Annotated in this window: 22 protein-coding genes; 9 read left to right on the top strand and 13 right to left on the bottom strand. The window is 66.8% G+C overall.

All coding sequences use genetic code 11. The features are described 5' to 3' along the window. Positions 1–106: 106 nt before the first annotated feature. Positions 107–628: a DUF1801 domain-containing protein gene (locus ACFC3F_RS10005; RefSeq protein WP_376129001.1), complete on the top strand. Its 522-nt coding sequence runs from the start codon at positions 107–109 to the stop codon at positions 626–628. On the opposite strand, the gene ACFC3F_RS10010 is transcribed toward ACFC3F_RS10005, so the two are convergent. The 4 genes from ACFC3F_RS10010 to ACFC3F_RS10025 are packed head-to-tail and all read right to left on the bottom strand — an operon-like array spanning position 589 to position 7,416. Then, positions 589–3,294, bottom strand: coding sequence for a TIM barrel protein (locus ACFC3F_RS10010; RefSeq protein ID WP_376129065.1), 2,706 nt, complete (start codon positions 3,292–3,294; stop codon positions 589–591). The genes ACFC3F_RS10005 and ACFC3F_RS10010 overlap by 40 nt on opposite strands. A 35-nt stretch (positions 3,295–3,329) precedes the next feature. Beyond that, on the bottom strand, positions 3,330–5,093 hold the full coding sequence (locus ACFC3F_RS10015) for a thiamine pyrophosphate-binding protein (protein ID WP_376129003.1): 1,764 nt from the start codon (positions 5,091–5,093) through the stop codon (positions 3,330–3,332). An 11-nt stretch (positions 5,094–5,104) separates the two neighbouring features. Next, complete coding sequence (locus ACFC3F_RS10020; RefSeq protein ID WP_376129004.1) at positions 5,105–5,971, bottom strand: citryl-CoA lyase; 867 nt, start codon at positions 5,969–5,971, stop codon at positions 5,105–5,107. Next, on the bottom strand, positions 5,968–7,416 hold the full coding sequence (locus tag ACFC3F_RS10025; RefSeq protein WP_376129006.1) for an aldehyde dehydrogenase family protein: 1,449 nt from the start codon (positions 7,414–7,416) through the stop codon (positions 5,968–5,970). The genes ACFC3F_RS10020 and ACFC3F_RS10025 overlap by 4 nt, the downstream gene beginning before the upstream one ends. Before the next feature lie 269 nt (positions 7,417–7,685). On the opposite strand from ACFC3F_RS10025, the gene ACFC3F_RS10030 reads away from it, so the two are divergent. The 6 genes from ACFC3F_RS10030 (at position 7,686) to dctP (ending at position 15,262) form a co-directional block, all read left to right on the top strand. Continuing rightward, entirely contained in the window at positions 7,686–10,664 is a 2,979-nt protein-coding gene (locus tag ACFC3F_RS10030) for a PQQ-binding-like beta-propeller repeat protein (protein WP_376129008.1), read from the top strand. A 101-nt stretch (positions 10,665–10,765) separates the two neighbouring features. Further along, positions 10,766–11,380, top strand: coding sequence for a hypothetical protein (locus tag ACFC3F_RS10035; protein WP_376129009.1), 615 nt, complete (start codon positions 10,766–10,768; stop codon positions 11,378–11,380). 224 nt (positions 11,381–11,604) lie between these two features. After that, complete coding sequence (locus ACFC3F_RS10040) at positions 11,605–12,240, top strand: TRAP transporter small permease (RefSeq protein WP_376129011.1); 636 nt, start codon at positions 11,605–11,607, stop codon at positions 12,238–12,240. 3 nt (positions 12,241–12,243) lie between these two features. Then, positions 12,244–13,521: a TRAP transporter large permease gene (locus ACFC3F_RS10045; protein ID WP_376129013.1), complete on the top strand. Its 1,278-nt coding sequence runs from the start codon at positions 12,244–12,246 to the stop codon at positions 13,519–13,521. 31 nt (positions 13,522–13,552) lie between these two features. Further along, positions 13,553–14,002 carry a type II 3-dehydroquinate dehydratase gene (locus tag ACFC3F_RS10050; RefSeq protein WP_376129015.1) on the top strand — a complete coding sequence of 150 codons (450 nt, stop codon included), beginning with the start codon at positions 13,553–13,555 and terminating at the stop codon, positions 14,000–14,002. 201 nt (positions 14,003–14,203) lie between these two features. Next, the gene (dctP, locus tag ACFC3F_RS10055; RefSeq protein WP_376129016.1) at positions 14,204–15,262 is read left to right on the top strand and encodes a TRAP transporter substrate-binding protein DctP; all 1,059 of its coding nucleotides are present in this window, start codon (positions 14,204–14,206) and stop codon (positions 15,260–15,262) included. A 62-nt stretch (positions 15,263–15,324) separates the two neighbouring features. Here dctP and ACFC3F_RS10060 read toward each other — a convergent pair whose 3' ends face one another. Together ACFC3F_RS10060 and ACFC3F_RS10065 are read right to left on the bottom strand one after the other, a co-directional pair. Then, positions 15,325–16,092 carry an IclR family transcriptional regulator gene (locus ACFC3F_RS10060; RefSeq protein ID WP_376129018.1) on the bottom strand — a complete coding sequence of 256 codons (768 nt, stop codon included), beginning with the start codon at positions 16,090–16,092 and terminating at the stop codon, positions 15,325–15,327. Positions 16,093–16,095: 3 nt separating this feature from the next. Then, positions 16,096–16,851 carry an IclR family transcriptional regulator gene (locus ACFC3F_RS10065; RefSeq protein WP_376129020.1) on the bottom strand — a complete coding sequence of 252 codons (756 nt, stop codon included), beginning with the start codon at positions 16,849–16,851 and terminating at the stop codon, positions 16,096–16,098. A gap of 115 nt (positions 16,852–16,966) precedes the next feature. On the opposite strand from ACFC3F_RS10065, the gene ACFC3F_RS10070 reads away from it, so the two are divergent. Next, complete coding sequence (locus ACFC3F_RS10070; RefSeq protein WP_376129021.1) at positions 16,967–17,863, top strand: shikimate dehydrogenase; 897 nt, start codon at positions 16,967–16,969, stop codon at positions 17,861–17,863. A 31-nt stretch (positions 17,864–17,894) separates the two neighbouring features. Further along, complete coding sequence (locus ACFC3F_RS10075; protein ID WP_376129023.1) at positions 17,895–18,509, top strand: TetR/AcrR family transcriptional regulator; 615 nt, start codon at positions 17,895–17,897, stop codon at positions 18,507–18,509. Positions 18,510–18,520: 11 nt separating this feature from the next. Here ACFC3F_RS10075 and ACFC3F_RS10080 read toward each other — a convergent pair whose 3' ends face one another. The 7 genes from ACFC3F_RS10080 to ACFC3F_RS10110 all read right to left on the bottom strand — a co-directional run bounded on the left by ACFC3F_RS10080 (position 18,521) and on the right by ACFC3F_RS10110 (position 26,173). After that, on the bottom strand, positions 18,521–19,282 hold the full coding sequence (locus ACFC3F_RS10080; RefSeq protein ID WP_376129025.1) for an IclR family transcriptional regulator: 762 nt from the start codon (positions 19,280–19,282) through the stop codon (positions 18,521–18,523). Next, on the bottom strand, positions 19,279–20,022 hold the full coding sequence (locus tag ACFC3F_RS10085; protein WP_376129027.1) for an IclR family transcriptional regulator: 744 nt from the start codon (positions 20,020–20,022) through the stop codon (positions 19,279–19,281). Before ACFC3F_RS10085 ends, ACFC3F_RS10080 begins: the two co-directional genes overlap by 4 nt. A gap of 149 nt (positions 20,023–20,171) precedes the next feature. Then, positions 20,172–22,214 (bottom strand): ThuA domain-containing protein, encoded by a 2,043-nt coding sequence (locus ACFC3F_RS10090; RefSeq protein WP_376129029.1) that lies wholly within the window; start codon positions 22,212–22,214, stop codon positions 20,172–20,174. 143 nt (positions 22,215–22,357) lie between these two features. After that, a complete protein-coding gene (locus tag ACFC3F_RS10095; RefSeq protein ID WP_376129031.1) occupies positions 22,358–23,449 on the bottom strand; it encodes a Gfo/Idh/MocA family protein in 1,092 nt (363 codons plus the stop codon). Then, complete coding sequence (locus ACFC3F_RS10100; protein ID WP_376129032.1) at positions 23,446–24,390, bottom strand: YncE family protein; 945 nt, start codon at positions 24,388–24,390, stop codon at positions 23,446–23,448. The genes ACFC3F_RS10095 and ACFC3F_RS10100 overlap by 4 nt, the downstream gene beginning before the upstream one ends. 302 nt (positions 24,391–24,692) lie before the next feature. Beyond that, positions 24,693–25,478: an acetoin reductase gene (locus tag ACFC3F_RS10105; protein WP_376129034.1), complete on the bottom strand. Its 786-nt coding sequence runs from the start codon at positions 25,476–25,478 to the stop codon at positions 24,693–24,695. Positions 25,479–25,492: 14 nt separating this feature from the next. After that, positions 25,493–26,173 carry a recombinase family protein gene (locus ACFC3F_RS10110; RefSeq protein ID WP_376129035.1) on the bottom strand — a complete coding sequence of 227 codons (681 nt, stop codon included), beginning with the start codon at positions 26,171–26,173 and terminating at the stop codon, positions 25,493–25,495. Positions 26,174–26,245 lie beyond the last annotated feature (72 nt).

Here is a 26,245-nt window from a genome sequence, read left to right on the forward strand (position 1 = left end):
CGCCCTATCGTGAAGAGATGACCGAGGACCCGCGACCCTGCTGAGGGTTATCGTCGCGGGGCAGCCGCGTCAGGATGGTCATCACCAGCGAACGGACGGACTCGACATGAGCGAGAACACAGGATCCGCGAAGAAGTCGCCGGCGATGTCACCGTCGGACGTTCCCGTCGAGGTGGCTCTCGAGAAAGCGACGGGTGCCCGCCGCGACGAAGCCGACGAGCTGCTCGAGCTGTTCGGCGAGATCACGGGCGAGCCGCCGGTGGTCTGGGCCGGTCGCATCGTCGGCTTCGGGACATACGAGTACCGCTACGAGAGCGGGCACAGTGGACAAGCGCCTCTCCTCGCCTTCGCCTCGGGCGCGGCGCACCACACGATCTACTTCCTCACCGATTTCACGACGCGGTGGCCCGATCTTCTCGACCGACTGGGCAAGCACCGCGCCAGCAAGGCGTGCCTGTACGTGACGCGACTGTCGGGTGTCGACCGCGACGTGCTCCGCGAGCTGCTCGAACTCTCGCTCGCGGCGACCGGGGTGTCGGAGGCGCAAGGATCTCATCCCCCCGCTCCGCGCGTCGAGGCCGCAGGCTCTCAACCGCCCGCGAGAGATGGCGCCGCGGCATCCAGATGACGGCGTGACGCGGCGATCGCGAGCCGCGCGTGCTCCTTCGCTCCGACCTGGGCGACGAGGGTCGCACGGGGGATCTCGAGCGCCAGGGGCAGGTTCGGTGGAAGCGCGTCGAGGATGCCGGCGATGTCGAGGTCGCCTTCGCCCGGAAACAGCCGTTCGAACCGGGCCGTGTGGATGAGCCCTTCGGTCGTTGTGGGGATCTCTCCGGGTGCGTCGCACACGTGCACGTAGTGGAACCACTCGCGCGGCAGCGCGCGCAACTCGTCGAGCGTCGATCCGGATCGCCAGAAGTGCAGCGCATCGATGAGGAGCCCCGCGTTCGGCTGATCAGCGGCGCGCAGCACGCGAACGGCCTCAGAGAGGTTCGGCGTCTCGGTCCACGAGGGGAACTCCAGATCGAGCGTGAGCCCGAGGGGTCGCGCGAGCTCGCACAACTCGGCGAATCGGTCGGACTTGCGCGCGAAATCGGCGTCGGGGAGCTGCGTGATGACGTGGCGGGCGCCGAGCTCGGCGCCCGCTTCGAGAAAGCGCAGGTAGTCGCGTGGGCTGTCACTCGAGGTCATGCGGGCGAGCTCGATGTCGAGCACTTCGACCCCCATGGCCGCCAGGTGCGTCTTCGTGGCCCGCATCAGCTTCGGGTCGTACGAGAGGGGGTAGTTGGGCTCTTGCGCCGTCACCTTCGTCATGCGCAGGCCGACGTAGCGGTAACCGGCGGCGGCCGCTGCGTCGACGAGTTCGGGTGGCGTCAGGCTCAGCGCGGTCAGGTGCGCGAGCGAGTAGTCGTAGCGGTGGTCGGTCGGAACCTCCGATGACGTGACCTCGAGCATCCGCATCCGCTGGCGGCGATGGGCCGACATGCGGAGGGGGACGCTGTGCGGATCACCGAAGCCGTCGTAACCGTCGATGCGCTGCACGATCTCGAAGAAGACCCGCGATCCCACCATCTCGGTGAAGAAGTGCAGGTACTCGCCGTGTCGATCGCGGTCGTAGACGATGTCGTTCTCGCGAAGCACGGCGATCATGTCAGCCGGAAGGCCGACCCGCGCCTCGAGATCGTCGTAGTAGTTGCCGGGGATGCGCAGGATCGATGCTCCACTGTCGTGCAGCGCCCGCGCACACGCGACGACGTCGTCGGTGCGGAACGCGATCGACTGCGGGCTCGAGATGCTCGGAGCCCAGTCCCCGCGGCGCAGCGGAGATGTGCTCAGCGCGATTCGAACGCGGTGAGCCGGGTCGGTCGCAGTCCACCGGTGCACGACGCCGAACGGCGCATTGACCTCGGTCGGCTCACCCGCCGACAGGCCCAGCACGGTACGGAGGAAGAGAGTCGACGGCTCGAAGTCGTCGACGGAGTCCGTCATCGACACATGATCGATGTCGTGCAGGAGCGGTGACGTCGATGCGGAAGCGCCCGTCGGCTCGAAATCTGCGAGCCAATCCCCCTCGCAGAAGAACAGCGCCGTGCCGTCGGGAGTGGCGACGGAGTTCAGGTCGGCTTCGCCCTCGCCGAGCTTGCGGGCGAGCTTGGGCGCGAGCAGGCTCTGCGCTCGCCGGAAGGACGCGCGCGCGTCTGACGTGTCGACCCCCAGCGCGATGATCGACGCCGTCGCGGGGTCGATCGATCGGTCGGGCGCGAGGTCGAGAAGGACGCGCGCGTCTCCCTGCTCCCACAGCTCGACAGGCTTCGAGCGGTGCTGCCCGGTGTGGGTGAAGCCCAGCCTGCCCAGCAGGCGCGCGAGGAGGGGGCGCGACAGCGCATCGACCGCGAACTCGACGAACGCGTACCCGTCGAGGCGCGGAGCAGGTGGAAGGGTGCTCGATGCGGACCGGAGGGCGGCCGGGCCGCGCTCCCCCACAGCTTCGGCCAGCGCACGCACCGACCGCATGGCATCGATCGCGGCGTGGCGTGGATCTTCCTGCTGATAGACGTCGTTGAACACCTCGAGCGCGATCGAGCCTCGATACCTCTTCACCGCGAGCTGCTCGAGGAATCCGTGGACGTCGAGCACGCCCTGCCCCGGGAACACCCGTGAGTGCAGACTCCATTCGCGCACGTCCATGCCGACGCGCGGCGCGTCGGCGAGCTGCACATGGAAGATCTTCGCGGGATCGAAGGCGGCAAGCTCCACCTGCGGATCGTTGGCGTGCGAGAGCACGTGGAAGCTGTCCAGGCACATTCCAAGAGCGGCATGATCGGCCCGCCGGACGATGCGCCACGCGTGCTCGTGCGTGCGGACGCGGCCCCACGGCACCGCCTCGAGCGCGAGTCGAACACCCCGCTGCGCGGCCAGGTCGGCGATGCGCGACAGCTGCTCCGCGGCGAGCTCGTCGTCGTCGATTCCGTCGTCCGAGGTCGTCGAGCAGCAGACGAGCACGCGCGCGCCGAGCTCGCTCACCAGATCGAGCTTGCGTTCGGCATGGCGCAGGCGGGCATCGAACAGGCCGGGCCGGACGGCTTCAACATGCAGCGGCTGGTATACATCGATCGAGAGACCGAGGTCCGCGGCCTCTTCGGCGACGCGCCGGGGCGACCACGGTGACACGAGGAGGTCGTATTCGAGCAGTTCCACCCCACCGAATCCGGCCGCGACGGCAGCCCGCATCTTGTCCTGGAGCGTGCCCGCCAGCGACACCGTGGAGATCGAGACAGAAGACTCGTCACTCATGGGCGTCACCGGTCATCCGACGTGAGCTGGGCATGTCACGAGGTCGCGACGTGTTCGATCTTCTCGTCGGGCGAGTAGATGTCGAGGATGTTCCAGTGGCCGGTCGTCGGTGTGGGGACGTTGACCATCGACACGTCGATCACGACGGGACCCTCATGCGCGATCGCACGCTCGAGCGCCGGTCTGAACTCCGCGGCTGACTCGACCTTGATGCCCGTGACGCCGTATGCCCGCGCGATCGCCGCGAAGTCGGTATACATGGGGTCGTCCGCCGTGCCGAAGACCGTTCCGTACGTCGTGCCGAACGCCGCCTTCTCGAGCCCGGCGATCGTCCCATACGCGTTGTTGTTCATCACGACCCACACGACGGGCGTGTTGTGCTCGCGGGCCGTCGCCAGGACGGAGGGATTCTGCCCGAAGCCGCCGTCGCCGACGAGAGAGACGACGACGCGGTCGGGGCAGGCCATCTTGGCTCCGACGGCGGCCGGACCGCCGAACCCCATCGTCGCGAACCCGCCGGGTGTCAGGATCGAACCGGGCGTCAGGATGTCGAACTGCTGACCGACGCCGTTCTTGTTCCAGCCGACGTCGGTCGTGATGATCGCGTCGGCGGGCAGCACGGCGCGCGCCTCGGCCAGGATGCGCTCGGGCCGCATGGGCCACGCCTCCGACACCTGCGCCGCCGCATTGCGGCTCTTGAGATCGTCGCGATTCGCGGCGATCCTGCCGATCAGCTCGGCGCGATCGATCGTTTCGGGAGCGAGCCGGCGCGCGATGCGCACGAGCGTCTTGAGCGCGGACTTCATGTCGGCGAGCGCGCCGATCTCGAGCGGATAATTGCGCCCCAGCTCGGCGGGATCGATGTCGATCTGCATCAGCTTGGTCTTCGGGATGTCGAATGTGTACTCGGGATACCACGAGCTCGAGTCCGCTTCGGCGAAGCGCGTGCCGAGAGCGAGGATCCAGTCGGCCGTTCGGGTCATCTCGTTCGTGAACGCCGTACCCCAGAATCCGGTCATGCCCAGCACGAGCGGATTGTCGTCGGGGACAGCGCCCTTGCCCATCAGGCTGTGCGACACGGGCAGCGAGAGCAGCTCGGCGAACTCCAGCAGCTCGTCGGTCGCGTCGGCGCTGATCACGCCGCCGCCGACGTAGAGCACGGGGTTCTCCGCCTCCAGCAGATTGCGCACGATCTGTTCGGCGACCTCTTCGTCGAGACCGGGCTTCGCGAGCGTGCGCGTATTGCTGATTGCCTTGTCGAACGTCGCGACGTCGACCTCGGCCGAGAAGACATCCATCGGCACATCGACCAGGACGGGGCCGGGTCGCCCGCTCTCCGCAAGCGTGAACGCCTTGTCGAGCACTTCGGCCATGAGGTGCGGCTGGTCGACCCGCCACGCCCGCTTCACGAACGGGCGGTAGATCTCGTATTGGGCCGCGTCCGCGTGGAGATTGACCTCCTGATGCGGATGCTTCCCGTAATAGTGCGTCGGGATGTCGCCGGCGATGACGACCATCGGAATCGAATCGAGTGCGGCGTTCGCCACCCCCGTCGCGGCGTTCGTCAGGCCCGGCCCGAGGTGCGACAGCACGACACCTGTCCGCTTGCCCGCTCGCGCGTAGCCGTCGGCGGCGTGCGAGGCGATCTGCTCGTGACGCACATTGATGAAGGAGATCTGCTCGCTCTTTTCGAGGGCAGCCAGAAGTGCGATGTTGGTGTGCCCGCACAACCCGAACACGTGCTCGACGGCACGCGCCTCCAGGTACCTGATGATCTGGTTCGACACCAGGTCTTTCATGTCGTTCTCCTTCATTGGTCGGTCTCTTTCGGGACGGCACGTCGGGCCGGTCCGGTGTAGGTGTATCCGAGTGATTTCGGCAAGGGTCCCTTGATCCGCACGCCCTGCGTCATCTGCTCGTAGGCATGCGCGAGGATGCCGACCGACCGCGCCAAGATGAAGACACCTCGACCCAGCTCCGGCGGAAGACCGAGCTCGCAGTAGATGACGGCGGTCACTCCGTCGACGTTCATGGGGATGCGTCGTGTCCGGCCGTGGCTGATCTCGTCTTCGACGGCCCGGCCGATCTCGGCGAACCGCCCATCGATCTCGCCCTGCGCGACGGCGTCGTCGACGAGCGAGAGAAGGCGCGGAGTGCGCGGGTCGAGGGGGTGGAAACGGTGCCCGAACCCCGGCACGTACGTGAGTCCCGCATCGCGGTGTCGCTGCAGAACGCGGCGCGTCGCTTCGCGGACGTCGCCCGCGCTGTCGAGCTCGGCGTCGATCTCGAGGTAGATCTCCATGCACTGCTGTCCGGGTCCGCCGTGGATGTCGTCGAGAACGTTGATCGCCGACGCCATCGCGCCGTTCACGGGCGCTCCGCACGTCGTCGCCATCCGCGCGATCGCGATCGACGGCGCCTGCGGACCGTGATCGACGGATGCCACGAGTGCGGCCTCGAACAGCGCAGCGCGAGCCCGAGTGGGCAGTTCGCCCTGAACCATGAGCCAGATGGTGTCGACGAAGCCGGCGTTGCCGATCAGGTCCTGAATGGGATACCCGCGCAGCGCGATCTCGCCGGGATGGATGTCGATGATGTCGGTATGCCACCACCCGCGCGCTTCGGCGACGAGGGCCTCGGCGGATTCGCCCGTGGTCGACTCATCGATCGTGCTCACCGAGCGACCGCTGACGGTTCGGCCGCTTCGAGAGCAGCGTCGTAGAAGTCACCGAAGAGCTCCTCGTCTGAGGGCCGGTCTTCGGCGATGACCCGAGAGACCCAGGTCGTGTTCATGTAGTGCTTCAACGACACGTTCTCGGACGTGATGTTGCCGCCCCACGTGCCGCACCCCATCGACGAGGTCATCGGCATCCCATTCGTGAACGCACCGGCGTTCGCCTTCGAGTTGGGCTGCCGCACCATGATGCGCGAGACCGGCATGTGCCGGGCGAAATAGTCGACGTGGGCGTCGTCCTTCGACGCGATGCCGCACGAGTGACCCTTGCCGCCGATGTCGTAGAGACGCTTGGCGACCTCGACTCCGTCTTCGAAGCTCCCCTCGTATGCGTGGACCGCCATGAGCGTCGTCAGCTTCTCTTTGCAGAACGGCCGGTCATCGGCGATGCCGTCGCCCTCGACGAGGATGAACTTCGTGCTCGCCGGCACCTCGAACCCGGCGGCTCGGGCGAGCGCCTGCGGGGACACCGCGACGGTGTCGGCGAGGCGGTGGCCTTCGTCATCCCACATCACCGCCTGCAACGCAGCCCGCTGGTCGGCGGTCGCGAGGTGACCGCCTTCGTCCTGCAGTGCGGCGAGCATGTCCTGGTACCGCGACGCGGGCACGAGGACGTTTCCGTCTGCCGAACAGCCCGAGCCGAAGTCCGATGTCTTGGAGAGCATGCAGTTGCGCGCCGTCTCTTTCAGATCGGCCGTCTCATCGACGAACTCGGTGGCATTGCCGGCGCCGACGCCGTAGGCGGGAGTACCCGAGCTGTACGCGGCGCGCACGAGACCCTGTCCGCCGGTCGCGATGACCAGATCGGAGCGGCGCATGATCTCCTGCGATGCGGTGAGGCTCGGCAGCGTGATGCACTGCAGGATGTCGGCGGGAGCGCCTTCTGCCTCGAGCGCTTCGCGCATGAGACGCACGGTCTCGAAGGTGGTGTCCTTCGAGCGCGGATGCGGCGAGAAGACGACGACATTGCGCGCCTTGACGGCGTAGATCGCGTTCCCCGCGGGAGTGAGATCGGGGTTCGTCGTCGGCACGACGCACCCGATCACTCCGACGGGCTTGCCGTACTTGACGAGACCGCGCTCTTCGTCGGTTTCGATGATGCCGACGGAGGGGCTGCGCAACGCGTCGCGAAGGACACCGCGGATCTTCATGCGCTTGTTCATGCGGCTGTCGAAATCGCCGAGGCCGGACTCTTCGATCCCCATGTCGACGAGTCGGTGAAACGACGAGCGATTCGCGACGGCCCAGGCGATGGCCTGAATGAGGCGATCGACGCGCGCTTGATCGTACGTCTCGATGACGGCGAGCGCCGCCTGTGCCCGCGCGAACACCTCATCGAGTTCTCGAGTCTGTTCGCTCGTGAGGGTTTTGGATGCTGATGCAGCCATGACAACTCCGTCCAGGGCTAGGTGCCGGTCGTCGCATGCTAAGCAGGCGCACTGATCCCGACCAACCGTTGTCCCACTGAGCAGAAAGGCAACGCGGTGTACCACTCGATGGGCCGATCGGTTGCCCCCTCGGAGCGGGCGGTCTAGCGTCCGGAGCGCTGACCGGCGCCGATGCCTCCAGTTCGGCACTTCGGTCGGCATACCCCCAGGGACGTGAGGCGGGCACGCACCGCCCTCCGTCTGATCGATGACGATCAAGGAGCACGCACATGCGCAAGACATTGAGAAAGAGGCTGGCAGTAGTGGGGGTGGGCGCGCTCGCGCTGACCCTCGCTGTCGCCGCCTCACCCGCCACAGCGGTGGGAACGGGTTCAGACCCCGTTCCCCCCGCCGGTCTGACCGGCCTCGAACCCACGGGTGTCGACATGCCCACGGTCGGCGGAAACCTCGGAAACCAGCACTACTCCGGACTGACGCAGATCAATAAAGACAACCTCGACCAGCTCGCGCCGGCGTGGCGCACGCACGTGTCGGCTGTTGCACCGGCGACCAACCACACCGGACAGCAGACGACCCCCATCGTCGTGGGAGGCGTGATCTACCTGGACACGCCCCAGGGCGGCGTGATCGCCGTGGACGGCGCATCCGGCGACCCGATCTGGAAATGGAACGGTGGCGGCTTCGGGCTGTCCGGAACGCGTCGCGGCGTCTCGGCCGGCGACGGCAAGATCTTCACGTTGGCAAGCGGCAGCAACATCATCGCGCTCGACCAGGAGACGGGCGAGCAGGTGTGGGCTGTCCCGGCGCGGGGCCCGGAAGGCCAAAGCCTCGGCGGGTTCGGCAAGGTCGCGACCGTCTACAACAACGGCATCGTCTACGCCCACGCGGCGGACGGCAACCGCGGAGCGGTCGCCGCATTCGATGCCGATGACGGATCGTATCTCTGGCACTTCTTCGGCGGGCCGCAGCGCGGTGAAGAGTTCACCGGCCTCGACGGGATCACCTTCGACGCGTCCGAGACGTGGGGTCCCGTCCTGGACAACGGCACGGACTGCGCCGCTGTGGCCGGTGCCGCTCCCTGGATGCACGGCTCGGTGGATCCCGAGCTGAACATGTACTACATGACCTTCGGCAACGCCCGCAGCTGCACCTCGTCGCAGAACGGCTCGCAGCGTCCTGGAGACAACCTGTTCTCGAGCACGATGGTTGCCGTGGATGCCACGACCGGCGCGTACAAGTGGCACTACCAGTCGATCCGCCACGACGTGTGGGACATGGACAACGTCCACCCGCCGACGCTCGCGGACATGGAGGTCGACGGCGTCGAGCGCAAGGTGGCGTTCTACGGCAGCAAGTCGGGTCACCAGTTCGTGATCGACCGCACGAACGGCCAGCCGGTCACCCCCACGATCGACAAGCCCATGATCGTCGACTCGCGCCAGAACCAGCCTGACACGCAGCCGTTCCCGGTAGAGCGTCAGCTGCCGGAGTGCGTCGTGTGGGAGAAGCTCGATGCCGACAACGTGCCCGGCAACCCGTGGCGCGCGGTGCCGAACTACAACGGCTACCAGGCCGACGCCGAGGGCAACCTCGTCTTCAACCCGGACAGCTACGTCGCCGCCGATGAGCCGTTCCTCACGTACCCCGAGGGTCACTTAGGGCACCGCGAGGGCTGCATGTACGACCCGCAGTGGGATATGCCGATCCTCTCGACGACGAGCCAGAACGGCGGCGGCGACTGGTCGAACCAGTCGTACAGCCACAGCACGAACATGGTGTACTTCCCGTACGGCACGAACCCCGTCGCTCACTACAACGGAGCCGGCTCGAACGGACTCCGCGCGATGGGTCAGTACCAGACCGGCGGCATCCTCGCCTATGACGCCTCGACGGGCAAGGTCGTGTGGACGAACCACCTCGGGACCGACATGTCGCACGGCCAAGGGCCGCTGACGACGGCATCGGACCTGCTCGTGGTCGGGCAGATCGACGGCCGCGCCCTGATCATGGATGCTGTCAACGGTGACGTCCTCTGGGACTTCCAGACGGGGTCGGGCATCGCTGCCGCTCCGGTCACCTACGAGGTCGACGGCGAGCAGTACATCGCCGTGTTCGCTGCCGGGTCGACGAACCCGTACGGCGGATCGGTCACGCAGGGCGACTCGCTGTGGGCCTTCAAGCTCAACGGTGCCTATACGAACGCGACGGGAAGCCAGGAGGGGCCGAACACCTCTCCCTTGACCATGCGTCGCCCCGTGAGCGGTTCCGCCGTCGCGGGCGAGACGGTCGACAACACCGTTCTGCTCGCGCGCAGCAGCCGCACGGCGGACACGGCAGCGGCGCAGGACAGCGTCGCGACGAACGCCATGCAGCCCACGCACCTGCGGGTGCCGGTCGGCACGACGGTCACCTTCCGCAACCCGGGGGCCGAGACGTTCCCGAACTTCCCCAACCTGAAGGAGCACTGCGCGACGCAGTACTTCGAGGGTGAGTTCAACGCCAGGCTGCAGCCGGGCGAGACGTACCAGCACACCTTCACACGTGCCGGTGAGTACTTCTTCAACGACTGCACCGACCCGCGCCCGACCGGCAAGATCGAGGTCGTCCTCGCACCGCAGGATCAGCCGGGCGCTCTGCGATTCACTCCGGGTCACCTGCGATTCGGCACACCCTCGGGCGTGTTCTCGCAGGTCGACGGGACGATCGACGCACAGTTCGACCTGCCCGCCGGGTACACGTACGACAGCGCGGCCGAGCTCATCACTCCGCTGTCGGCGACGCCCGTCGAGCCGTCCGACGTCACGGCCGAACCGAGCCGCGTCACGCTGCAGTTCGATGCGGCCGACGTCGACAACAACGTCCCGGCCGGCGCAGTCGACCTCACGGTGCGATTGAACGTCCTGAACGCCGACGGTGAGCAGGAACAGCTCACCTCGACGGCCACGGTGACCGTCTCGAAGGGTGTCGCAGCGCATACGACACCTCGCACGCTCGCGGGCAAGGCGTACGTGTCGGTGACCGCGACGAACTACACGGGCGCAGCCGCGGACATCACGGTGACGACAGAGTTCGGCAAGAAGGTCTTCCCGAACGTCGCTCCCGGAAAGTCGGTCGCCGTGTCGTTCAACACGCGAGCGACGTCTGTTCCGGCCGGCGAGGCCACGATCACTTCGACGACGATCGTCGACGGTGAGTCCGTGACCGAGACGAGAACGGCGCCGTACCGGGCTATTCCCGCGGGCGGCTGACACCGGGCGTGTGGGGTGCGAGCACCCGGCTCGCACCCCACACGTCACCCGAGCCTCGGTCACACGATCGAGGCAGAAGCGATCACACAGAAAGAGATTCAATGATGAAGAGATCAACCCTCACCCGCGCGGGCGGCATCGCGTTCGGCGCGCTGCTGCTGGCGTCAGCTGGCACGGCTGTCGCGACTGCTGACGAGATCGACGATGGCACCGTCGACATCAACGTCGAGATCACCGACCGCTACCCGTCGGGCGTGCTGGCTCTCTCGGTCGCGGCGAACGACACCGCGCTCGAAGAGGTCGACTCGGGCGACCCGCTGGTCCGCGAGTTCACCGGCGTCCTCCCGACCGTGACCGTCACCGACACGCGCAGCACTGTCCCCGACAGCCCGTGGTTCGTCCTCGGCACGGCGAGCGCTTTCGTCTCGGGCGACGACTCGATCTCGGCCGACCATCTCGGGTGGTCGCCCGCTCTGGCCGCGGACTACGGCACAGCGATCGAGGTCGGCGGCGACATCGAAGGTGTCCTGGACGACGAGGACAGCGAAGGCCTCGCCTACGCTGACGGCGAGCTGCTCTACCTGAACACCGACCAGGTAGCGACATACGACCAGGGTTCGTGGTCGGCCAACGCAGCCCTCAACCTCAAGGTCGCCGCCGAGAACGCGGCATCCGGTTCCTACACCTCGGTGCTCACCCTCTCGCTCTTCGAGTAGGACTGTCGAACCCCGACGAGGCGGGGGATGCCGGCACGACCGGCGTCCCCCGCCTTTCGCTCGTCATCTGCGGCACCCGGACGTGCAGAGGATGTCCCATTCGGCGAAACTCGACTTTGCGCGGCCACCTGCGCAGACCAGAGTCGCAGGGGCAGTGAGCGCGGTGCCCGACCCGCAGCAACAGAGAGGTTGACCATGCAGCCCGAACGAGTGGCGACGACGCCATGACGACGAACGGTCCCGAGGAGGTCACTCCCGACGACCCGGCCGCAGCCGCGAGCGCGGAGGAACTCGGCGAGTCGATCTTCCCGCCCACGCGAACGTTCTTCATGGAGCCCGACCTCAACAAGGGCGTACCGCCCGACCCGTGGTTCATCAGGGCGCTCTCCGGTGTCGAGATCGCCGTCGGCGTCACCCTGTTCGCGTTCGTCATCTTCGGCACCATGTACCAGGTCGTCGGGCGCTACTTCCCCCAGATCGGCTGGGTCGGCTCGGGCGAACTCGCACTGCTGTCCATGATCGCGCTCACCTTCACGATGGCCGGCTACCTCGTGGGTCGGAACGGACACATCGTGCTCGAGATCTTCGACCAGTTGCTGGCGGGAAAATGGCTCTTCACCGCGTTGCGAATGATCTCGGCCGTCATCATGGTGGCCGTCTGCCTCGCGCTGACCTATGAGGCGTACGTCAAGCTCGAAACCGAGTGGGTCCGCCTCAGCGCCGCCATGAACCTGCCCCTCGGCATCCTCTACATCTTCGCGCTGGTCGGCTTCGCCTCGGCCGCCGTGCAGTCCGCATACAAGATTCGTTACGCAAACCGCCCCGAGCGCCAGCTCGACATCGGTGAGATGGAAGGCTGATCGATGGAACTCTGGCTCTACATTCTGCTCTTCGTCGCGCTCTTGCTGCTGCGCGTCCCGGTCGCGTTCGCGATGATCGGGTCGAGCATGCTGTACTTCTACACGAACGGTCTCTCCGCCGGGTATGCCCTCTCGTCGACCGTCAACGGCATCAACAGCTTCCCCCTGCTCGCGGTCCCGCTGTTCATCTTCGTGGGGTCGATCGCCAACAATCTCGGCATCGCCACCCGGCTCTACGACCTGGCGCGCGCGCTCCTGGCGCGGCTTCCCGGCAACCTCGCCTACGTGAACCTCGGCACGGCGATCGGCTTCTCGTGGATCAGCGGCTCGGCCCTCGCCGATGCCGCATCGACGAGTAAGGTGCAGATCCCGCAGATGCTCAAGGCCGGGTATCCCTACGGGTTCTCGTCAGGTCTGACCGCATCGGCGTCGCTCATGAGCACGATCATGCCGCCCAGCATCCCGGCCGTGCTCTTCGCCGCGACGGCATCGATCTCGACGGGGGCGCTGTTCGCCGGCTCGATCATCCCGGCCGTGCTCATGGCCCTCGGGTTCGCCATCTACATCTTCATCTGGGTGCGCCTGCACCCCAAGATCGCCGTGAAGAGCACGTTCGACGGCAAGCTGCTCGGCAAGGCGGCCGTTCGTGTCATCGGGCCCGCGATGCTGCCGGTCATCATCCTCGGCGGAATCTTCAGCGGAATGTTCACACCGACCGAGAGCGCAGGCATCGCGTGCGTCTACATGCTGCTGCTCGGTCTCATCTATCGCACACTCACGTGGCAGGTGTTCTGGAAGTCGTCGAAGGAGACGATCATCATCTCCGGCGGCATCCTTCTGATCCTGGGAGCTTCGAACCTCATGGGTCAGGTGCTCGCCCGCGAGCAGGTGTCGCGCAACCTCGGCGAGTGGCTCGTCAGCTTCACCGACAACCCGCTGGTGTTCCTGCTGATCCTCAACGTGCTGCTGATCCTGCTGGGCATCCCGCTCGAAGCCCCGCCGGTCATCCTGGTGCTCGTGCCTATCCTGATGCCCATCGTCGCCCAGTTCGGCATCGACCCCCTGCAGCTGGGCGTCGTCATGATCCTGAACCTCATGATCGGCTCTCTGACACCACCGGTCGGTGCCGTGCTGTTCGTCGTCGGGTCGATCACGCGCAGACCGATGGGCGAGCTGTTCCGCGGCGTCCTGCCGTTCCTCATCCCCCTGGGTACCGTTCTGCTCCTTCTGACGCTCTTCCCGGGCATCATCACGTTCCTGCCGTCGCTGATGGGACTGTGACCCCGCGTCGCGCCTCGGAAAGGACTCGTCGATGGCGAGAAAGCTGTTCGTCCTGAACGGCCCGAACCTCAACATGATGGGACTGCGTCAACCGGAGCTGTACGGCACGGCGACGCTCGATGATGTTCGGGCTCTCTGCGAACGGGTCACGGACGAGCTGGGATTCGACCTGTTCTTCGCCCAGTCCAATGCCGAGCACGAGCTCGTCGAATGGGTGCACGAGGCGTTTCGTCAGGACGCGGTCGTCGTCATCAACCCCGCCGGTTTCAGCTTCACGTCGATCCCGCTCTTGGATGCGCTGCGGATGCTCTCGACGCCGATCGTGGAGCTGCACATCACCAACATCCTGGCACGGGAGTACGAGCCGTCTCTGGTCTCGAAGGTGGCTCACGCGGTCCTCGCAGGAGCCGGCATCTACGGCTACGAGCTCGCGGTCCGCGCCGCCCACCGCCTGTCGGCGGACGAGGGTCTGGCGCGATGACGACGCGCGATGTTCCACTCGCCGGGACATATGTTTGTCACCGCGGTGAAGTCCGTCAGAGTCGGCACTGCCACCAACCGAACCTTGGCATTCCGGTCGAGTCGAGCAGTGCCCGAAAGTCCTTTCGTCGACCGATTGTCATGACCCGGTGACGAGTGTCTACAACCCGTACGACGACGTGCGAAGCCAGAGGAGAATCCCATGAGCACAGCCCATTCAATGCGTCGCAGCATGTTCGCAGCGACGGCGCTGGCAGCGACGGCGCTGATCGTCGCCGGTTGTTCCGGCGGCGGAACGCCGAGCGGCTCGGCCAGCGAACCCGCGGCAGACCAGGACAACCCGGTCACGCTGACCGTCGCGACGAGCCAGAACGAGCAGACGCCGAACTACTTCTGCGGAGTCGAGCTGCTCAAGGAGCGCCTCGAGGACGCTGACATCGGCTTCACCGTCGACCTCTACCCCGCGAGCCAGCTCGGCCCCGACGCCGACCGCTTCCCGCTCGTTCAAGCGGGCGACATCGACATCGATCTGCAGGGTGCGTCGGCCCTGAGCGCGACGTACGAGCCGATCGGCGTCATCGACGCGGCCTACGCGTTCAACGACATCGACCACGCTTTCCAGTGGATCGACGAAGGGTCCGACGAGCTCTTCACGAACTTCCACGACGCAACGGGCGTCCGGGTCGTGGACGGCTGGTTCTTCGGCAACCGCACGCTGACGACGAAGGACGTCGAGGTCCGCAGCCCCGACGACCTCGCCGGGGTCCCCATCCGCTTCCCCAACTCGCCGCAGTTCCTCGCGAACGCGGAAGCGCTGGGTGTCACCAACCCCGTCTCGGTCGCTGTCGAAGAGGTCTACTCGGCGCTGCAGCAGGGCATCGCGGTCGGACAGGAGAACCCGATCGTCGCGACCCACTCGTCGAGCTACGACGAGGTCCTCGACACCATCGTGCTGAACGACCACAACGCGGGCATCCACTGGCTCATCGTCAGCGACAAGACCTACGACAAGATGAACGACGAGCAGGCCGCGCTGCTCGAGCAGACCATCCACGAGATCCGCCCCGAGAACCGTGACTGCGTCGAGACGGAGACCGAAGAGATCCTCGACACCTACCGCGGCGATGACACCTACACCGTCATCGAGCGGGAGGAGATCGACATCGACGCCTTCATCACGAAGGCCGAGGAGTACTTCGAGAACCGTTACCAAGGCGACAACCTCACCGCCTACCAGGCCATCCGCGACATGGCGGGCTGACACGACACATCGCACGGTGATGGGGCGGGTGCATTGCGCACCCGCCCCATCACTTTTCGTCCTCAGTGCGCGGCGACCGTCGCGAGTCGGCGACTCAGCGTGAGCGCCGCGGCACGAACGGCCGGAACCACCGAATCGATGAGGAACTCGCCCGTCGGGCCGGCGACCGAGATCGCCGCCACCGGGATCCCGGCCGCACCGAGCACGGGACTGGCCGTGCCGGTCACCCCGGGCACGTACTCTTCATGATCGGTCGCTGCACCGCGGTGGCGAACACCTGCCAAGTCACGCAGGAGCGTCGGCTCGTCGGTGATCGTCTGCGGCGTCCGCGGCTCGAACCCCGCCGCGACGACGCGTGAGACGACGTCTCGCCGCGAGACGGCGAGGACGGCTTTACCCATCGCGGTGGCGTACGCGGGAAGGCGTGCGCCCACCCGCAGCGGGGGCGGCAACGTCATCGATGCTCCCGGCAGAACGGCGATGACGACGACGTCCGCGCCATCGAGGACACCGAGGTTCACCGTCTGGCCCGTGACGTCCCGCAGCTCTCGCAGGACCGGAAGCGCCTGCCGGCGCAGCACGCGCGGCTGCTGCACCGTCTGCCCGAGCTCGAACAGCCGGACCCCGAGGTAGAGCTTGTCGCCGTCACGGTCCAAGAACCGCTGCTCGACGAGGTCGGCGGCGATCCGCGACACCGTGGACTTCGGCAGCCCCGCCCGACGTGCGAGCTCTGAGACTCCCAATCCCTCATCGTGCTCGCCGAACGCGTCGAGCACCGCCGACAGCCGGTCGAGCACGCTGACAGAGGCGGTCCAGTCGGCTGTGCGCACGGTCTACGCCGCCGCCAGACGCCGGGCGATGGAGGTGCCGGCGGCGCGGATGAGCGGCGCCGCCTGTTCCGGGTCCATCGATCCACTCGGACCGGCGATCGACACGGCGCCGATGACCGCGTGGCCTGTCGACAGCACCGGACTGGCGACGGCCGTGATTCCGGGGTAGGACATCTGAGCGTCCACCGCCACCACCGCGGTGCGCACGTGCGCGAGCTCATCGCGGAAGACCTCGGCGTCGACGTCGCCCAGCGTCGCGCTGATCCGGTCGAGGACCGCGACGTCTCCGCAGAAGGCGAGATACGCCTTTCCACTGGCGGTCGTGAGAGCGGGCGAGCGCATTCCGGCGCGTGTGGGGAGCATGGACAGCTGTCCCGCCACCGCGATCGACACCATGTCGGTGCCCTGCTGAACCCACAACCCGACACGTTCACCGGTCGTGGTGCTCAAACGGCGCAGAACGGGCGCGGCGGCGTTGATCAGTCGCCGCGGCAGGTTCGCTCGCGATCCCAGCTCGAACAGGCGCAGTCCCAGTGTGACGCCGGCATCGGTGCGCTCGAGATATCTGTGATCGGCGAGATCGGCGACCAGTCGCGACACCGTCGATTTCGGAAGTCCCGTGCGACCCGCGATATCGGTGATCGAGATCGAGCCATCGCCGTCTTTGACGGCGTCGAGGATCGCGAAGATCCGGTCGAGCACGGCGACGGGCGCCGTGACGGCGCTGGGAGTGGTGTTCCATTCGGCGAGACTCGACATCGAGCGTCCCCTTCTACGCAGTTGAATCATCGGTGATTCTCCTCGCCTCTCGAATGTACTAATCAGTACGTTTGGGCACAAGGGCTCGTCCCGGTACACACAACGGAGGCGCGGAATGCGTTACCTGATCGGCCTCATCGGCGAGGGCATCTCGGCCTCCCTGACCCCGAGAATGCACGAAGCCGAGGGCAGCCTTCTCGGCTTCGACTACGAATATCGCGTCTTCGATGTGCTGAACCCTGCGTACATCGATGAGAACCTCGGCGGACTGCTCTCCGCCGCGCGCGCCCAGGGATTCTCGGCCGTCAACATCACGCACCCGTTCAAGCAGCGGGTGCTCGCCCTGGTCGATCACCTCGACGAGCATGCGGCGGCGCTCCAGGCCGTCAATCTCGTCGTCTTCGATGAGGGCCGCCTCGTGGGTTACAACACCGACTGGAGAGGCTTCGGCTTCGGTCTCGAGACCGGGCTTCCCGGCGCATCTCTGAACCGTGTCGTACAGGTCGGCTGCGGCGGCGCGGGGGCCGCAACCGCATACTCCCTGCTCGCCCGCGGCGCCGCGCGAGTGGACCTGCACGACGCCGACCCTCGACGGGCCGAGGATCTCGCCCGACGTCTGGGTGCGCATTACAGCGAGCAGCAGGTCTCCGCTCTTGCCTCGGACGACCTGGCGGCGGCGCTCTCCTCCGCCAGCGGCGTCGTGCATGCGACTCCCATGGGCATGGTGCATCATCCCGGTGTAGCCGTCGATCTCGACGCGCTCGGGTCAGGCGCGTGGGTATCCGACATCGTCTATCGTCCCTTGGAGACTGAATTGCTTCGACAGGCGCGGCGTCGGGGTCACCCGACGATCGATGGCGGTCGAATGGCCGTCGGGCAGGCATACGTCAGCCTTCAGATCATCACCGGCGCCGAGCCTGACATCGACCGGATGCAACGCCACTTCCGCGCCCTCGTGAGGGCCGAAGAACAGTCAGGAGGAGCCGGCTTCGATGATCGATCAGACAGGTGAGGCGAAGTCTGCGGTCACAACGACTCGGGCCGTGCGTGCGCGCGCAGACATCCTGCGGGCCGCGACGTCGGAATTCGCCTCCAAGGGGTACACCGGCGCACGTGTCGACGAGATCGCGGAGCGCACGCGCACGACGAAGCGGATGATCTACTACTACTTCGGGTCGAAGGAGGGCCTGTATGTCGAGGTGCTCGAGCAGGTCTACGCGCAGATCCGCCGCGTCGAGAAGGGTGTCGACATCGACCGCCTCGCTCCCGACGAGGCTCTGCGCGCCATCGCAGAGGTCACCTACGACCACCACACGACGCATCGCGAGTTCATCCAGCTCGTGAGCATCGAGAACATCCACCGCGCAGAGCACCTCGCCCGGTCGAGCACGATCCTGCGCGAGAACAAGACGGCGATCACCCTGCTCGAGCAGGTGATCGGTCGCGGGGTGCGCGAGGGGATCTTCCGCGACGATGTCGATGCGATCGACGTGCACATGATGATCAGCGCCTACGCGTGCTTCCACGTCGCCAACCGGCACACGTTCAACGCCGTCTTCCAGCGCGACATGCTGGATCCCGCACTGCAGGAGTCGCATCGACGCCTCATCGGCGACATGATCGTCGCAACCATGACATCACGCCGCGAGATGCCCTGACGCTCGCGCGATCAGCGCGGCGGCGCTGAGAGGCGGCGGCAGAGGGCCGCTGCCGCCCCTCTCAGGACAGGTGCGATGCCCTCGATGTCGAACTCGTCGGCGAGTCCCGACACCGAAAGCGCCGCCGCAAGCCTCCCCGGAGCAGTGAACACGGGAACCGCGATGCCGGCGGCATCCGAAGCGAACTCGCGCTGCTCGATCGCGAGCGCACCGGCGCGAATGTCGGTCAGCTGCCGACGCAGCCTCGCGTCGTCGGTGATCGTGTACGGCGTCAGTGACGCCAGCCCGGCGGCGAACGCATCCTCGACGACCTGCGGGGGCGCATACGCCAGAACGGCCTTGCCGAGGGCCGTGGCATGCAGGGGCAGTCGCACTCCCATTCCGACGCGCGAGAGTGCGTCGGTGCGTCCGCGCACCGCTGCGACGCACACGAGTTCCCGTCCGTCGGGAATCGCGAGGTGGACGTTCTCGCGCGTCTTGTCGCGCAGCTGCACCAGGATCGGCAACGCGACCATTCGCAGTTCCCGCGGTTCGCGGGCGAGCTGTCCCAGCTCGAACACGCGCAGACCCAGATGAATGCGCCGCCCATCACGTTCGAGGTAGCGCTGCTGCACGAGCGTCGCGACGAGGCGTGACACGGTCGATTTCGGGAGTCCTGACCGGCGGGCGAGGTCGGACAGCGCGATGCCACGGTCATCATGGTCGAACGCCTGCAGGATCTGGGTCATCCGATCGAGGACACTCACGGTGTCGTCGGCGGATGGGCCCGTCATCCTCCCGCCAGCGATGCCAGCCGGCGGGTGAGCACGAGCGCTGCGTGCCGCACGAGGGGGGCGATGCGCTCGAGGTTCATGTCGTTCACGGGTCCGGCCGCCGAAATGGCCGCGACGGGCAGACGGTCGGGTGAGAGGACGGGGCTGGCGATCCCGACGACGCCGGGGAACGTTTCGCAGTGGTCGACGGCGATCGCATCGGATCGGATGCTCGGAAACTCCCGCTCGAGACTGTGGCGTCGTCGCACGTCCAGATCGACCATGACCTGGGTCAGGGACAGGTCATCTTCAGAGAACGCCAGCACGGCCTTTCCGAGCGCCGTCGTCGCCGAAGGCACGCGCACGCCCGCCCGGGACGGTGCCGGAACGAGGCGTCCCCTCACCGAGATCACCGAGAGCATGTCGCAGCCCTCGTGCACGGCGACATTCAGGTGCTCGCCCGTCGCGTTGTAGAGCTCGGCCAGAACCGGCATCGCCGCCCTGCTGAGTCGACGCGGTGTGAGCGCCTGGGCGCCGAGCTCGAACAGCCGCAGGCCGATCTCGACCTTCCCGCCATCGCGAGTGAGGTACCGCTGGCGCACGAGATCACCGACGAGACGCGACACCGTCGATTTCGGGATGCCTGTCGTCATTGCGAGCCGGGTGATGGTGCTGGAGCCCTCTGCCTCGCGCACGGCGTTGAGAATTGCGAGGATGCGATCAAGCACCGACACGCGCTCGCCTCCGGGAGCGGAACGCATGTCTGAAGTATCCGCCGGGGCTGGAGACCAGGCAAGGCGCGTCCGCTCGAGCATCGGAATGTTCCCGCTGAGTGGGACGCACGAAGGTCCGGGCAGTCACCAGACCTGCCCGGACCTCCGTGTGCGTCAGCGGACGAGCCGCATCACCGTCACGCGGTGCAGAAGGGCTTGACGCCCATCGTGCTTTCGATGCCCGCGACGACGTGCTGCTTGAAGAACTCGTCACCGGCCAGTTCCGCATCCGTCCACGCGGCGACATCGTGTCCCAGCGTCGTCAGCCACGACTTCGCACCGTCGTAGTACTGGCACCAGCTGACGGGGTGGAAGTCGCCGTGACCGTTGCCCCGCACCTCACTGGTGTCCCGGTCGACCTTCAGGAGGAAGTTCACGTTCGTCGGGAACGGGTCGAGGTTGTACCACTCGTCCTTGAACGCCCAGGTGGCCGGCATGAACGACGTCGACACGTCGCGGTTGTTGAGCACCTCGACCGTTCCGTCACGGTTCGGCCCGTGGTTGCGGAAGTTCGCGTTGCCGAGGAGTCCCTCGTAGTAGGGCCAGTCGTACTCCGCACCGAAGGCGTTGTGGATGCCGACGAAGCCGCCGCCGCCGTTGAGGTAGGCCGTGAGCTGGGCCTGAGCGGCGTCGTTGAACGTGTCGCGGTTTCCGCTGAGGTTGATCACCGTGTGATACCGCTCGAGGTCCTTGAACTCCGCCAGATCCTCGGTGTAGTCCACCGCGATCCCCCGCTCTTCGACCCACGACTTCAACGCGGCCTGCGCCACGTTGTTGGCAGCCAGCGGCGGGTTCAGGCCTGCCGGCAGTGCCGTGCCGAGGTGCGCGTGACGGGGACCGGCGGTGCGGCTCCAGATCAGGACGCGCTTCTGCTCGCCCTCGGTCCAGCCATTTCCGCCCTCACTGTTGAAGCACTCGACATCGGTGCCGCGGCACACGCCGTAGTAACCCTCGTAGGGCGTCGTCGTCGTCGCGGTGAACGCTTCACCGTCGCGCTCCCCCGTCGAGGTGGCCGTCACCGTGCCCGCGAGCAGCGGCAGCGACCGCGAGTTGAACGACACCGACACCGTCTGGCCGGGCTTGACGTTCGTGAACGTCTTCTTGCCGAACTCGTTCGTCGAGGTGTTGGTGGAGTTCGCGGCGGAGAGGTTGATCGTCACGGGAACGTCGGAGGGGTTGCGAACCGACGCCGACACGTACACGTTCTTGCCGAGCACGCGTTCGGTCGTCGTCACTTCGGGCTCGTCCGAGGCCGGGGCGCAGAAGTCCGACACGCCCATCGTGCTCTCGATGCCCGCGACGACGTGCTGCTTGAAGAACTCGTCACCGACGAGTTCCGCATCCGTCCAGGCGGCGACATCGTGACCCAGCGTCGTGAGCCACGACTTCGACCCGTCGTAGTACTGGCACCAGCTGACGGGGTGGAAGTCACTGTGACCGGCGTCGCGCACCTGGCTCGTGGCCTTGTCGACCTTGAGCAGGAAGTTCACGTTCGTCGGGAACGGAGTGAGGTTATACCACTCGTCTTTGAACTCCCAGGTCTCCGGCATGAACGAGGTCGACACGTCCTTGTCGTTGACGACCTCGACCGTGCCGTTGCGGTTCGGACCGTGGTTGGAGAAGTTCGCGTTGCCGAGGAGTCCCTCGTAGTAGGGCCAGTCGTACTCCGCGCCGAAGGCGTTGTGGATGCCGACGAAGCCGCCGCCCCCGTTGAGGTACGCGGTCAGTTCGTCCTGAGCGGCGGGGTTGAACGTGTCGCGGTTGCCGCTGAGGTTGATGACCGTGTGGTACCGCTCGAGGTCCTTGAACTCCGCCAGATCCTCGGTGTAGTCCACCGCGATCCCACGCTCCTCGACCCATGACTTCAGGGCAGCCTGCGCGACGTTGTTCGCGCCCAGCGGCGGGTTCAGCCCCGGGGGCAGCGCCGTACCCAGGTGTGCGTGACGGGGACCGGCAGTGCGGCTCCAGATCAGGACCCGCTTCTGCTCACCCTCGACCCACCCATTGCCGCCGTCGGTGTTGAAGCACTCGGGATCGATGCCACGACACACCCCGTAATAGGGGTCGACGGCAGGCTCAGACGAGGGACCGCTCGCCGCCGCCGCTCCGCCGGTCAATAGACCGGCCCCGAGGGTCGCCGCAGCGAGAAGCGCGACCCCCGAGAGTTTGAGGGATTTCATGTGATCTCCTTTGATCGATCGGGCTGACGCCTCGGGCGCGTCCTGCGCTGGGCCCAGGCTCGACGCGAGAGTATGACGCGCCGCGCGAGGCTGGCAAAGGTCGTTCCACCCAGTAAGCCGACGGGATGCGTCGTCCCCGGCGTTCAGGCTCCCGCGTGTGCCCGCCGGCGATCCGCACGGAATCGCTCGAGATCGACGACTTGGCGCGTCGTGGCCGAATGGTGCACGGCTTCGATCAGCGCGAGGGTGCGCGCGGCATCCTTGGCCGAGACGAGGGGCTCCGCGACTCCGTGCGCGACGTCGATGAAGTGGTCGAGCTGCGCGTCGAAGGTGTTCTTCGGCTCGACGGGGAGGAACGTGCGCGACAGCGGAGAGTGCCAGTTCGGTGAGACGTCCGCTCCGTACGAGTACTGCGCGAGATCGGGCACCGACAAGGCTCCGGTCGTTCCTGTGACGCGATATGCCACACCGCCGGGCAGGAAGGGGAACTGCTTCGACTCCTCGGTGGACTGATCCCAACCCCACGGAGAGACGCCGGCATCCGTCGCGAGGAAACTGCCGAGCGCGCCGTTCTCGAATCGCACGGTCACCGAGGCGGAGTCCTCCACGTCGAGTCCGCGTGTCGCCGAGCTCAGCATCGCGTGCACCTCGACGATCTCGCCGCACACGTGACGCAGCAGGTCGAGATCATGCACGAGGTTGATGAACGTGACGCCCGCGCCGGGGCGGCGGTGCCATTCGATGTCGGTGAAGTACTCGTCTTCCTTCCGGGCCGCCCACATCCCGCTCACCCCGACGAGGTCGCCGACGGCCCCGCCCCTCAGAGCATCGCGGGCACGGGTGATGGCCGGATGATGCCGACGGTGGTGGCCGACGAGGAGCCGTGCCTGGGTACGTTCGACCGCCTCGATCAGGCGGAGCGACTCGACATAGCTCGTCGCGACAGGCTTCTCGAGCAGAACGGCCGCTCCCCGCTCGATGCACGCGATGGCGGAGTCGACGTGGAACCGGTTCGGAGTGACGAGGATGACGGCCTCGACATCGGCGTTGCCGAGCAGTCCCTCGAGATCGCGGTAGGCCGCGCATCCGACGTCATCGAGGTCGGCGACCGGATCGGCGACCGCGACGAGCTCTGCCCGCTGCGAGCGGCGCACGAAGTCGATGTGCTGGCGGCCCATGAATCCGACCCCCGCAATGCCGATGCGCAGGGGAGATGGTGGGGTCGTTGTGCTCATGGCAGCTCCTCTATCCAGCAGATTCCGTCAGGGTTGCGACCGACGGCGATCTCGCGCGTCACCTCACCCCGGTCCAGGTCGACTTCGACGACGACGTCGTCGTGCTGACAGGCCGAGTAGGCACGGCGAGTGTGCGGGTCGAGCACGACCATCTGGGGACCTCGCGGCACGGCGACAACGCGCTCGATCTGGCCGGAGACGGGGTCGAGCACCGCGATCGCGTTGTCCCGCCGCAGCGCGATGACGATCGCTCCGCTCTTCGTCATCGCGGCGCCGAACCCGATTCCCGGCAGGTCGATCCAGTCGCGCACTTCGGCCGACGCGGTGTCGACGACCGCGAGACGCGGACGGTGCTGGTCGGCACTGTATGCGGTGCACCCGTCGGGCGAGAGCACGATGCGGTTGATGCGTTCGGCGACCGGAACGACGGCGCGCAGCCTGCGATTCTCGAGATCGAGGATGCTGATGCTTCCGGGTTCGACGTTGGCCGTGCACCCGATCGTGGAATCGGCCGAGAGCGCGAGCATGTGAGCTTGCGGTGCGCCCGTCGGGATGCGGTCCCTGACCGCGAGGGTGTCTGCGTCGAGGGCGAGCACCTCGTTGCCGGTCTCGGCCGTGACGTACAGTGTCGAGCCGGCGAACTGCGGACAGTGCGGGCGCACGGGCGCACCGAGGTCGACCGCGGCCACGCGCGTGCGCGCGGCGAGGTCGATGACGTCGACGGTTCGACCATCGGTGCCCGCTACGCCGACACCCGCGTTGCCGTAGATCGGGACCACCGCCCGGCGGCCGTCGGGAGCGACGGCGACTTCGTGCCCCGTCGTCCCGCTGAGTGGAACAGCGGCGACCATCCGCTCCGAGGACAGGTCGACGAACCCCAGGGTCTCGTCGTCTTTGTTGACGACGAGGATGGCACCGGCGCGCGGGGAGGAACTGCTCATCGCCGCGGAATCACGCGGGTACGATCGGCGCGCCGGCGGGTGGAGCGACGTCTCATGGCACTCGTCCTCTCGAGCTCGGGGGTGCTCCGCACGATAGCGCCGCAGCCACCCCTACCCGCGCCGCGGCAGGCGAGCGGCGTGTCCGGCATCCTCGCGAAGCGTCCGCCGCTGCGCCCCGTGACCCAGGGTCGGCGACAGCACGATGACGCCGAAGCGTCGGCGATCATCGTGCTGCCCCGTCGCCCAACTGGCCTGCTCGCGAACCGCGCGCAGCCTCGACCTCGGCTAGGACCGCGAGCCGCTCAGTTGTAGAGCATTCCGCCGTCGACGAGAAGCACCTGACCGGTGACGTAGTCCGAGTCGGGGCCGGCGAAGAACGACACGACCTTCGCGACGTCCTCGGGGGTCTCGATGCGGCCGAGCGCGATGCCCTCCACGTTCTCCTTGAGGTTCTGGCCGAGCGGCTTGCCGTTGATCTTGCTGAGCTCGGCGTCGATGAGCTCCCACATGCCGGTGCCGACGATGCCGGGCGCGTAGGCGTTCACCGTGATGCCCTTCGGAGCGAGCTCCTGCGCGGCCGCCTGGGTGAACCCGCGAACGGCGAACTTCGAGGCCGAGTACGCGCTGAGAATGGGGAACCCCTGGATCGCCGCGATGGATGCCGCGGAGATGATCTTTCCACCGTGACCGAGCTGTTCGAACTTCGCTGCGGCTGCCTGGATGCCCCAGACCACACTGTCGACGTTGATCCGGAAGATCTGATCGAGCTCTTCGGCGGTGATCTCGAGGAGGGGCTTGATCTGAGCGATGCCGGCGTTGTTGACGATCACATCGAACCCGCCGAGCTGGTCGGCGGCGGCGTCGACAGCGGCAAAGACCTGGTCGCGCTTCGACACGTCTGCAGCGACGAAGATCGCCTTTCGGCCCAGCTGCTCGATTTCGGCGACGACCGAATCACCCTTCTCGCGCTGCGGCTCGATGTCGGCGACGGCGATGTCGAAGCCGTCGGCGGCGAGACGAAGCGCGATGCCGCGCCCGATCCCCTGTCCGGCTCCGGTGACCAGTGCAACCTTGTCCTGAATAGCCATTCTCGTACTCCTTTTCAGATGCGAACGGACGCCCAGCAGATTGGATGTTCGCGGGCCTGGCGCGTCGTACAGTGCAGGGCCAGCAGAAGTGGCTGCCCGCCTCTTACTTCAACACAGCGAATCGATTTGTATTCCTTCGCATGCAATTCCGGGCACTCGATCACCGCCCATGCCGATGACGGTCTTGTACGTTCAGGCGCCGCCCGCGTCCATCCCTGAGCCGACAACGCGTGATGCGGGGTCGCGTCTGGTCGAGGCCGCGAGTAGCGGCCTTTGAGGTGACCTTTCGCTCGGGCGACTGCCATTCCTTCCTTGGTGCGCATGCTGATCAGGTCGCGTTCGAACTCGGCGACCATGGCGAGTACGTTGAACAGCAGCCGACCCACTGGGTCTGTGGGGTCGTACCTGCTGCCGCCGAGGTTGAGCGCGACGCCTTTCGTCGTCAACTCGTCGGCGATGTCGCGTGCGTCCTTCACAGAACGGGCGAGCCGGTCGAGCTTGGTGACGACGAGCGTGTCACCTGTCCGGACGGCGGCGGGCGCTTCGCGCAGTCCGGGCCTGGCCGGTTGGTGCCTGTCAGTCCGTGATCGGGTAGATGTTCGAATCGGGGACTCCCAGCCGTAGCAGCGCGTCGCGCTGCGAGGTGAGTCCTGATCGGTGGAGACCCTGGCATAGCCAATCTGTATTCGGTTCATGCCGCCGACGGTGCCACCGTCACGGCAGAGGCGCACCCGGGTTGGATCCATATACGGGCAGTGCCCACTGAG

Source organism: Microbacterium sp. NPDC055910, assembly GCF_042271185.1.
Taxonomy (GTDB): domain Bacteria; phylum Actinomycetota; class Actinomycetes; order Actinomycetales; family Microbacteriaceae; genus Microbacterium.

Coding starts and splice junctions, on each gene's coding strand:
- ACFC3F_RS10085 (WP_376129027.1), bottom strand. CDS start 20,022: ATGCGTTCCGCTCCCGGAGGCGAGCGCGTGTCGGTGCTTGATCGCATC.
- ACFC3F_RS10090 (WP_376129029.1), bottom strand. CDS start 22,214: ATGAAATCCCTCAAACTCTCGGGGGTCGCGCTTCTCGCTGCGGCGACC.
- ACFC3F_RS10030 (WP_376129008.1), top strand. CDS start 7,686: ATGCGCAAGACATTGAGAAAGAGGCTGGCAGTAGTGGGGGTGGGCGCG.
- ACFC3F_RS10095 (WP_376129031.1), bottom strand. CDS start 23,449: ATGAGCACAACGACCCCACCATCTCCCCTGCGCATCGGCATTGCGGGG.
- ACFC3F_RS10015 (WP_376129003.1), bottom strand. CDS start 5,093: ATGAAAGACCTGGTGTCGAACCAGATCATCAGGTACCTGGAGGCGCGT.
- ACFC3F_RS10035 (WP_376129009.1), top strand. CDS start 10,766: ATGATGAAGAGATCAACCCTCACCCGCGCGGGCGGCATCGCGTTCGGC.
- ACFC3F_RS10005 (WP_376129001.1), top strand. CDS start 107: ATGAGCGAGAACACAGGATCCGCGAAGAAGTCGCCGGCGATGTCACCG.
- ACFC3F_RS10025 (WP_376129006.1), bottom strand. CDS start 7,416: ATGGCTGCATCAGCATCCAAAACCCTCACGAGCGAACAGACTCGAGAA.
- ACFC3F_RS10040 (WP_376129011.1), top strand. CDS start 11,605: ATGACGACGAACGGTCCCGAGGAGGTCACTCCCGACGACCCGGCCGCA.
- ACFC3F_RS10050 (WP_376129015.1), top strand. CDS start 13,553: ATGGCGAGAAAGCTGTTCGTCCTGAACGGCCCGAACCTCAACATGATG.
- dctP (WP_376129016.1), top strand. CDS start 14,204: ATGAGCACAGCCCATTCAATGCGTCGCAGCATGTTCGCAGCGACGGCG.
- ACFC3F_RS10065 (WP_376129020.1), bottom strand. CDS start 16,851: ATGTCGAGTCTCGCCGAATGGAACACCACTCCCAGCGCCGTCACGGCG.
- ACFC3F_RS10110 (WP_376129035.1), bottom strand. CDS start 26,173: ATGAACCGAATACAGATTGGCTATGCCAGGGTCTCCACCGATCAGGAC.
- ACFC3F_RS10045 (WP_376129013.1), top strand. CDS start 12,244: ATGGAACTCTGGCTCTACATTCTGCTCTTCGTCGCGCTCTTGCTGCTG.
- ACFC3F_RS10080 (WP_376129025.1), bottom strand. CDS start 19,282: ATGACGGGCCCATCCGCCGACGACACCGTGAGTGTCCTCGATCGGATG.
- ACFC3F_RS10100 (WP_376129032.1), bottom strand. CDS start 24,390: ATGAGCAGTTCCTCCCCGCGCGCCGGTGCCATCCTCGTCGTCAACAAA.
- ACFC3F_RS10010 (WP_376129065.1), bottom strand. CDS start 3,294: ATGAGTGACGAGTCTTCTGTCTCGATCTCCACGGTGTCGCTGGCGGGC.
- ACFC3F_RS10105 (WP_376129034.1), bottom strand. CDS start 25,478: ATGGCTATTCAGGACAAGGTTGCACTGGTCACCGGAGCCGGACAGGGG.
- ACFC3F_RS10070 (WP_376129021.1), top strand. CDS start 16,967: ATGCGTTACCTGATCGGCCTCATCGGCGAGGGCATCTCGGCCTCCCTG.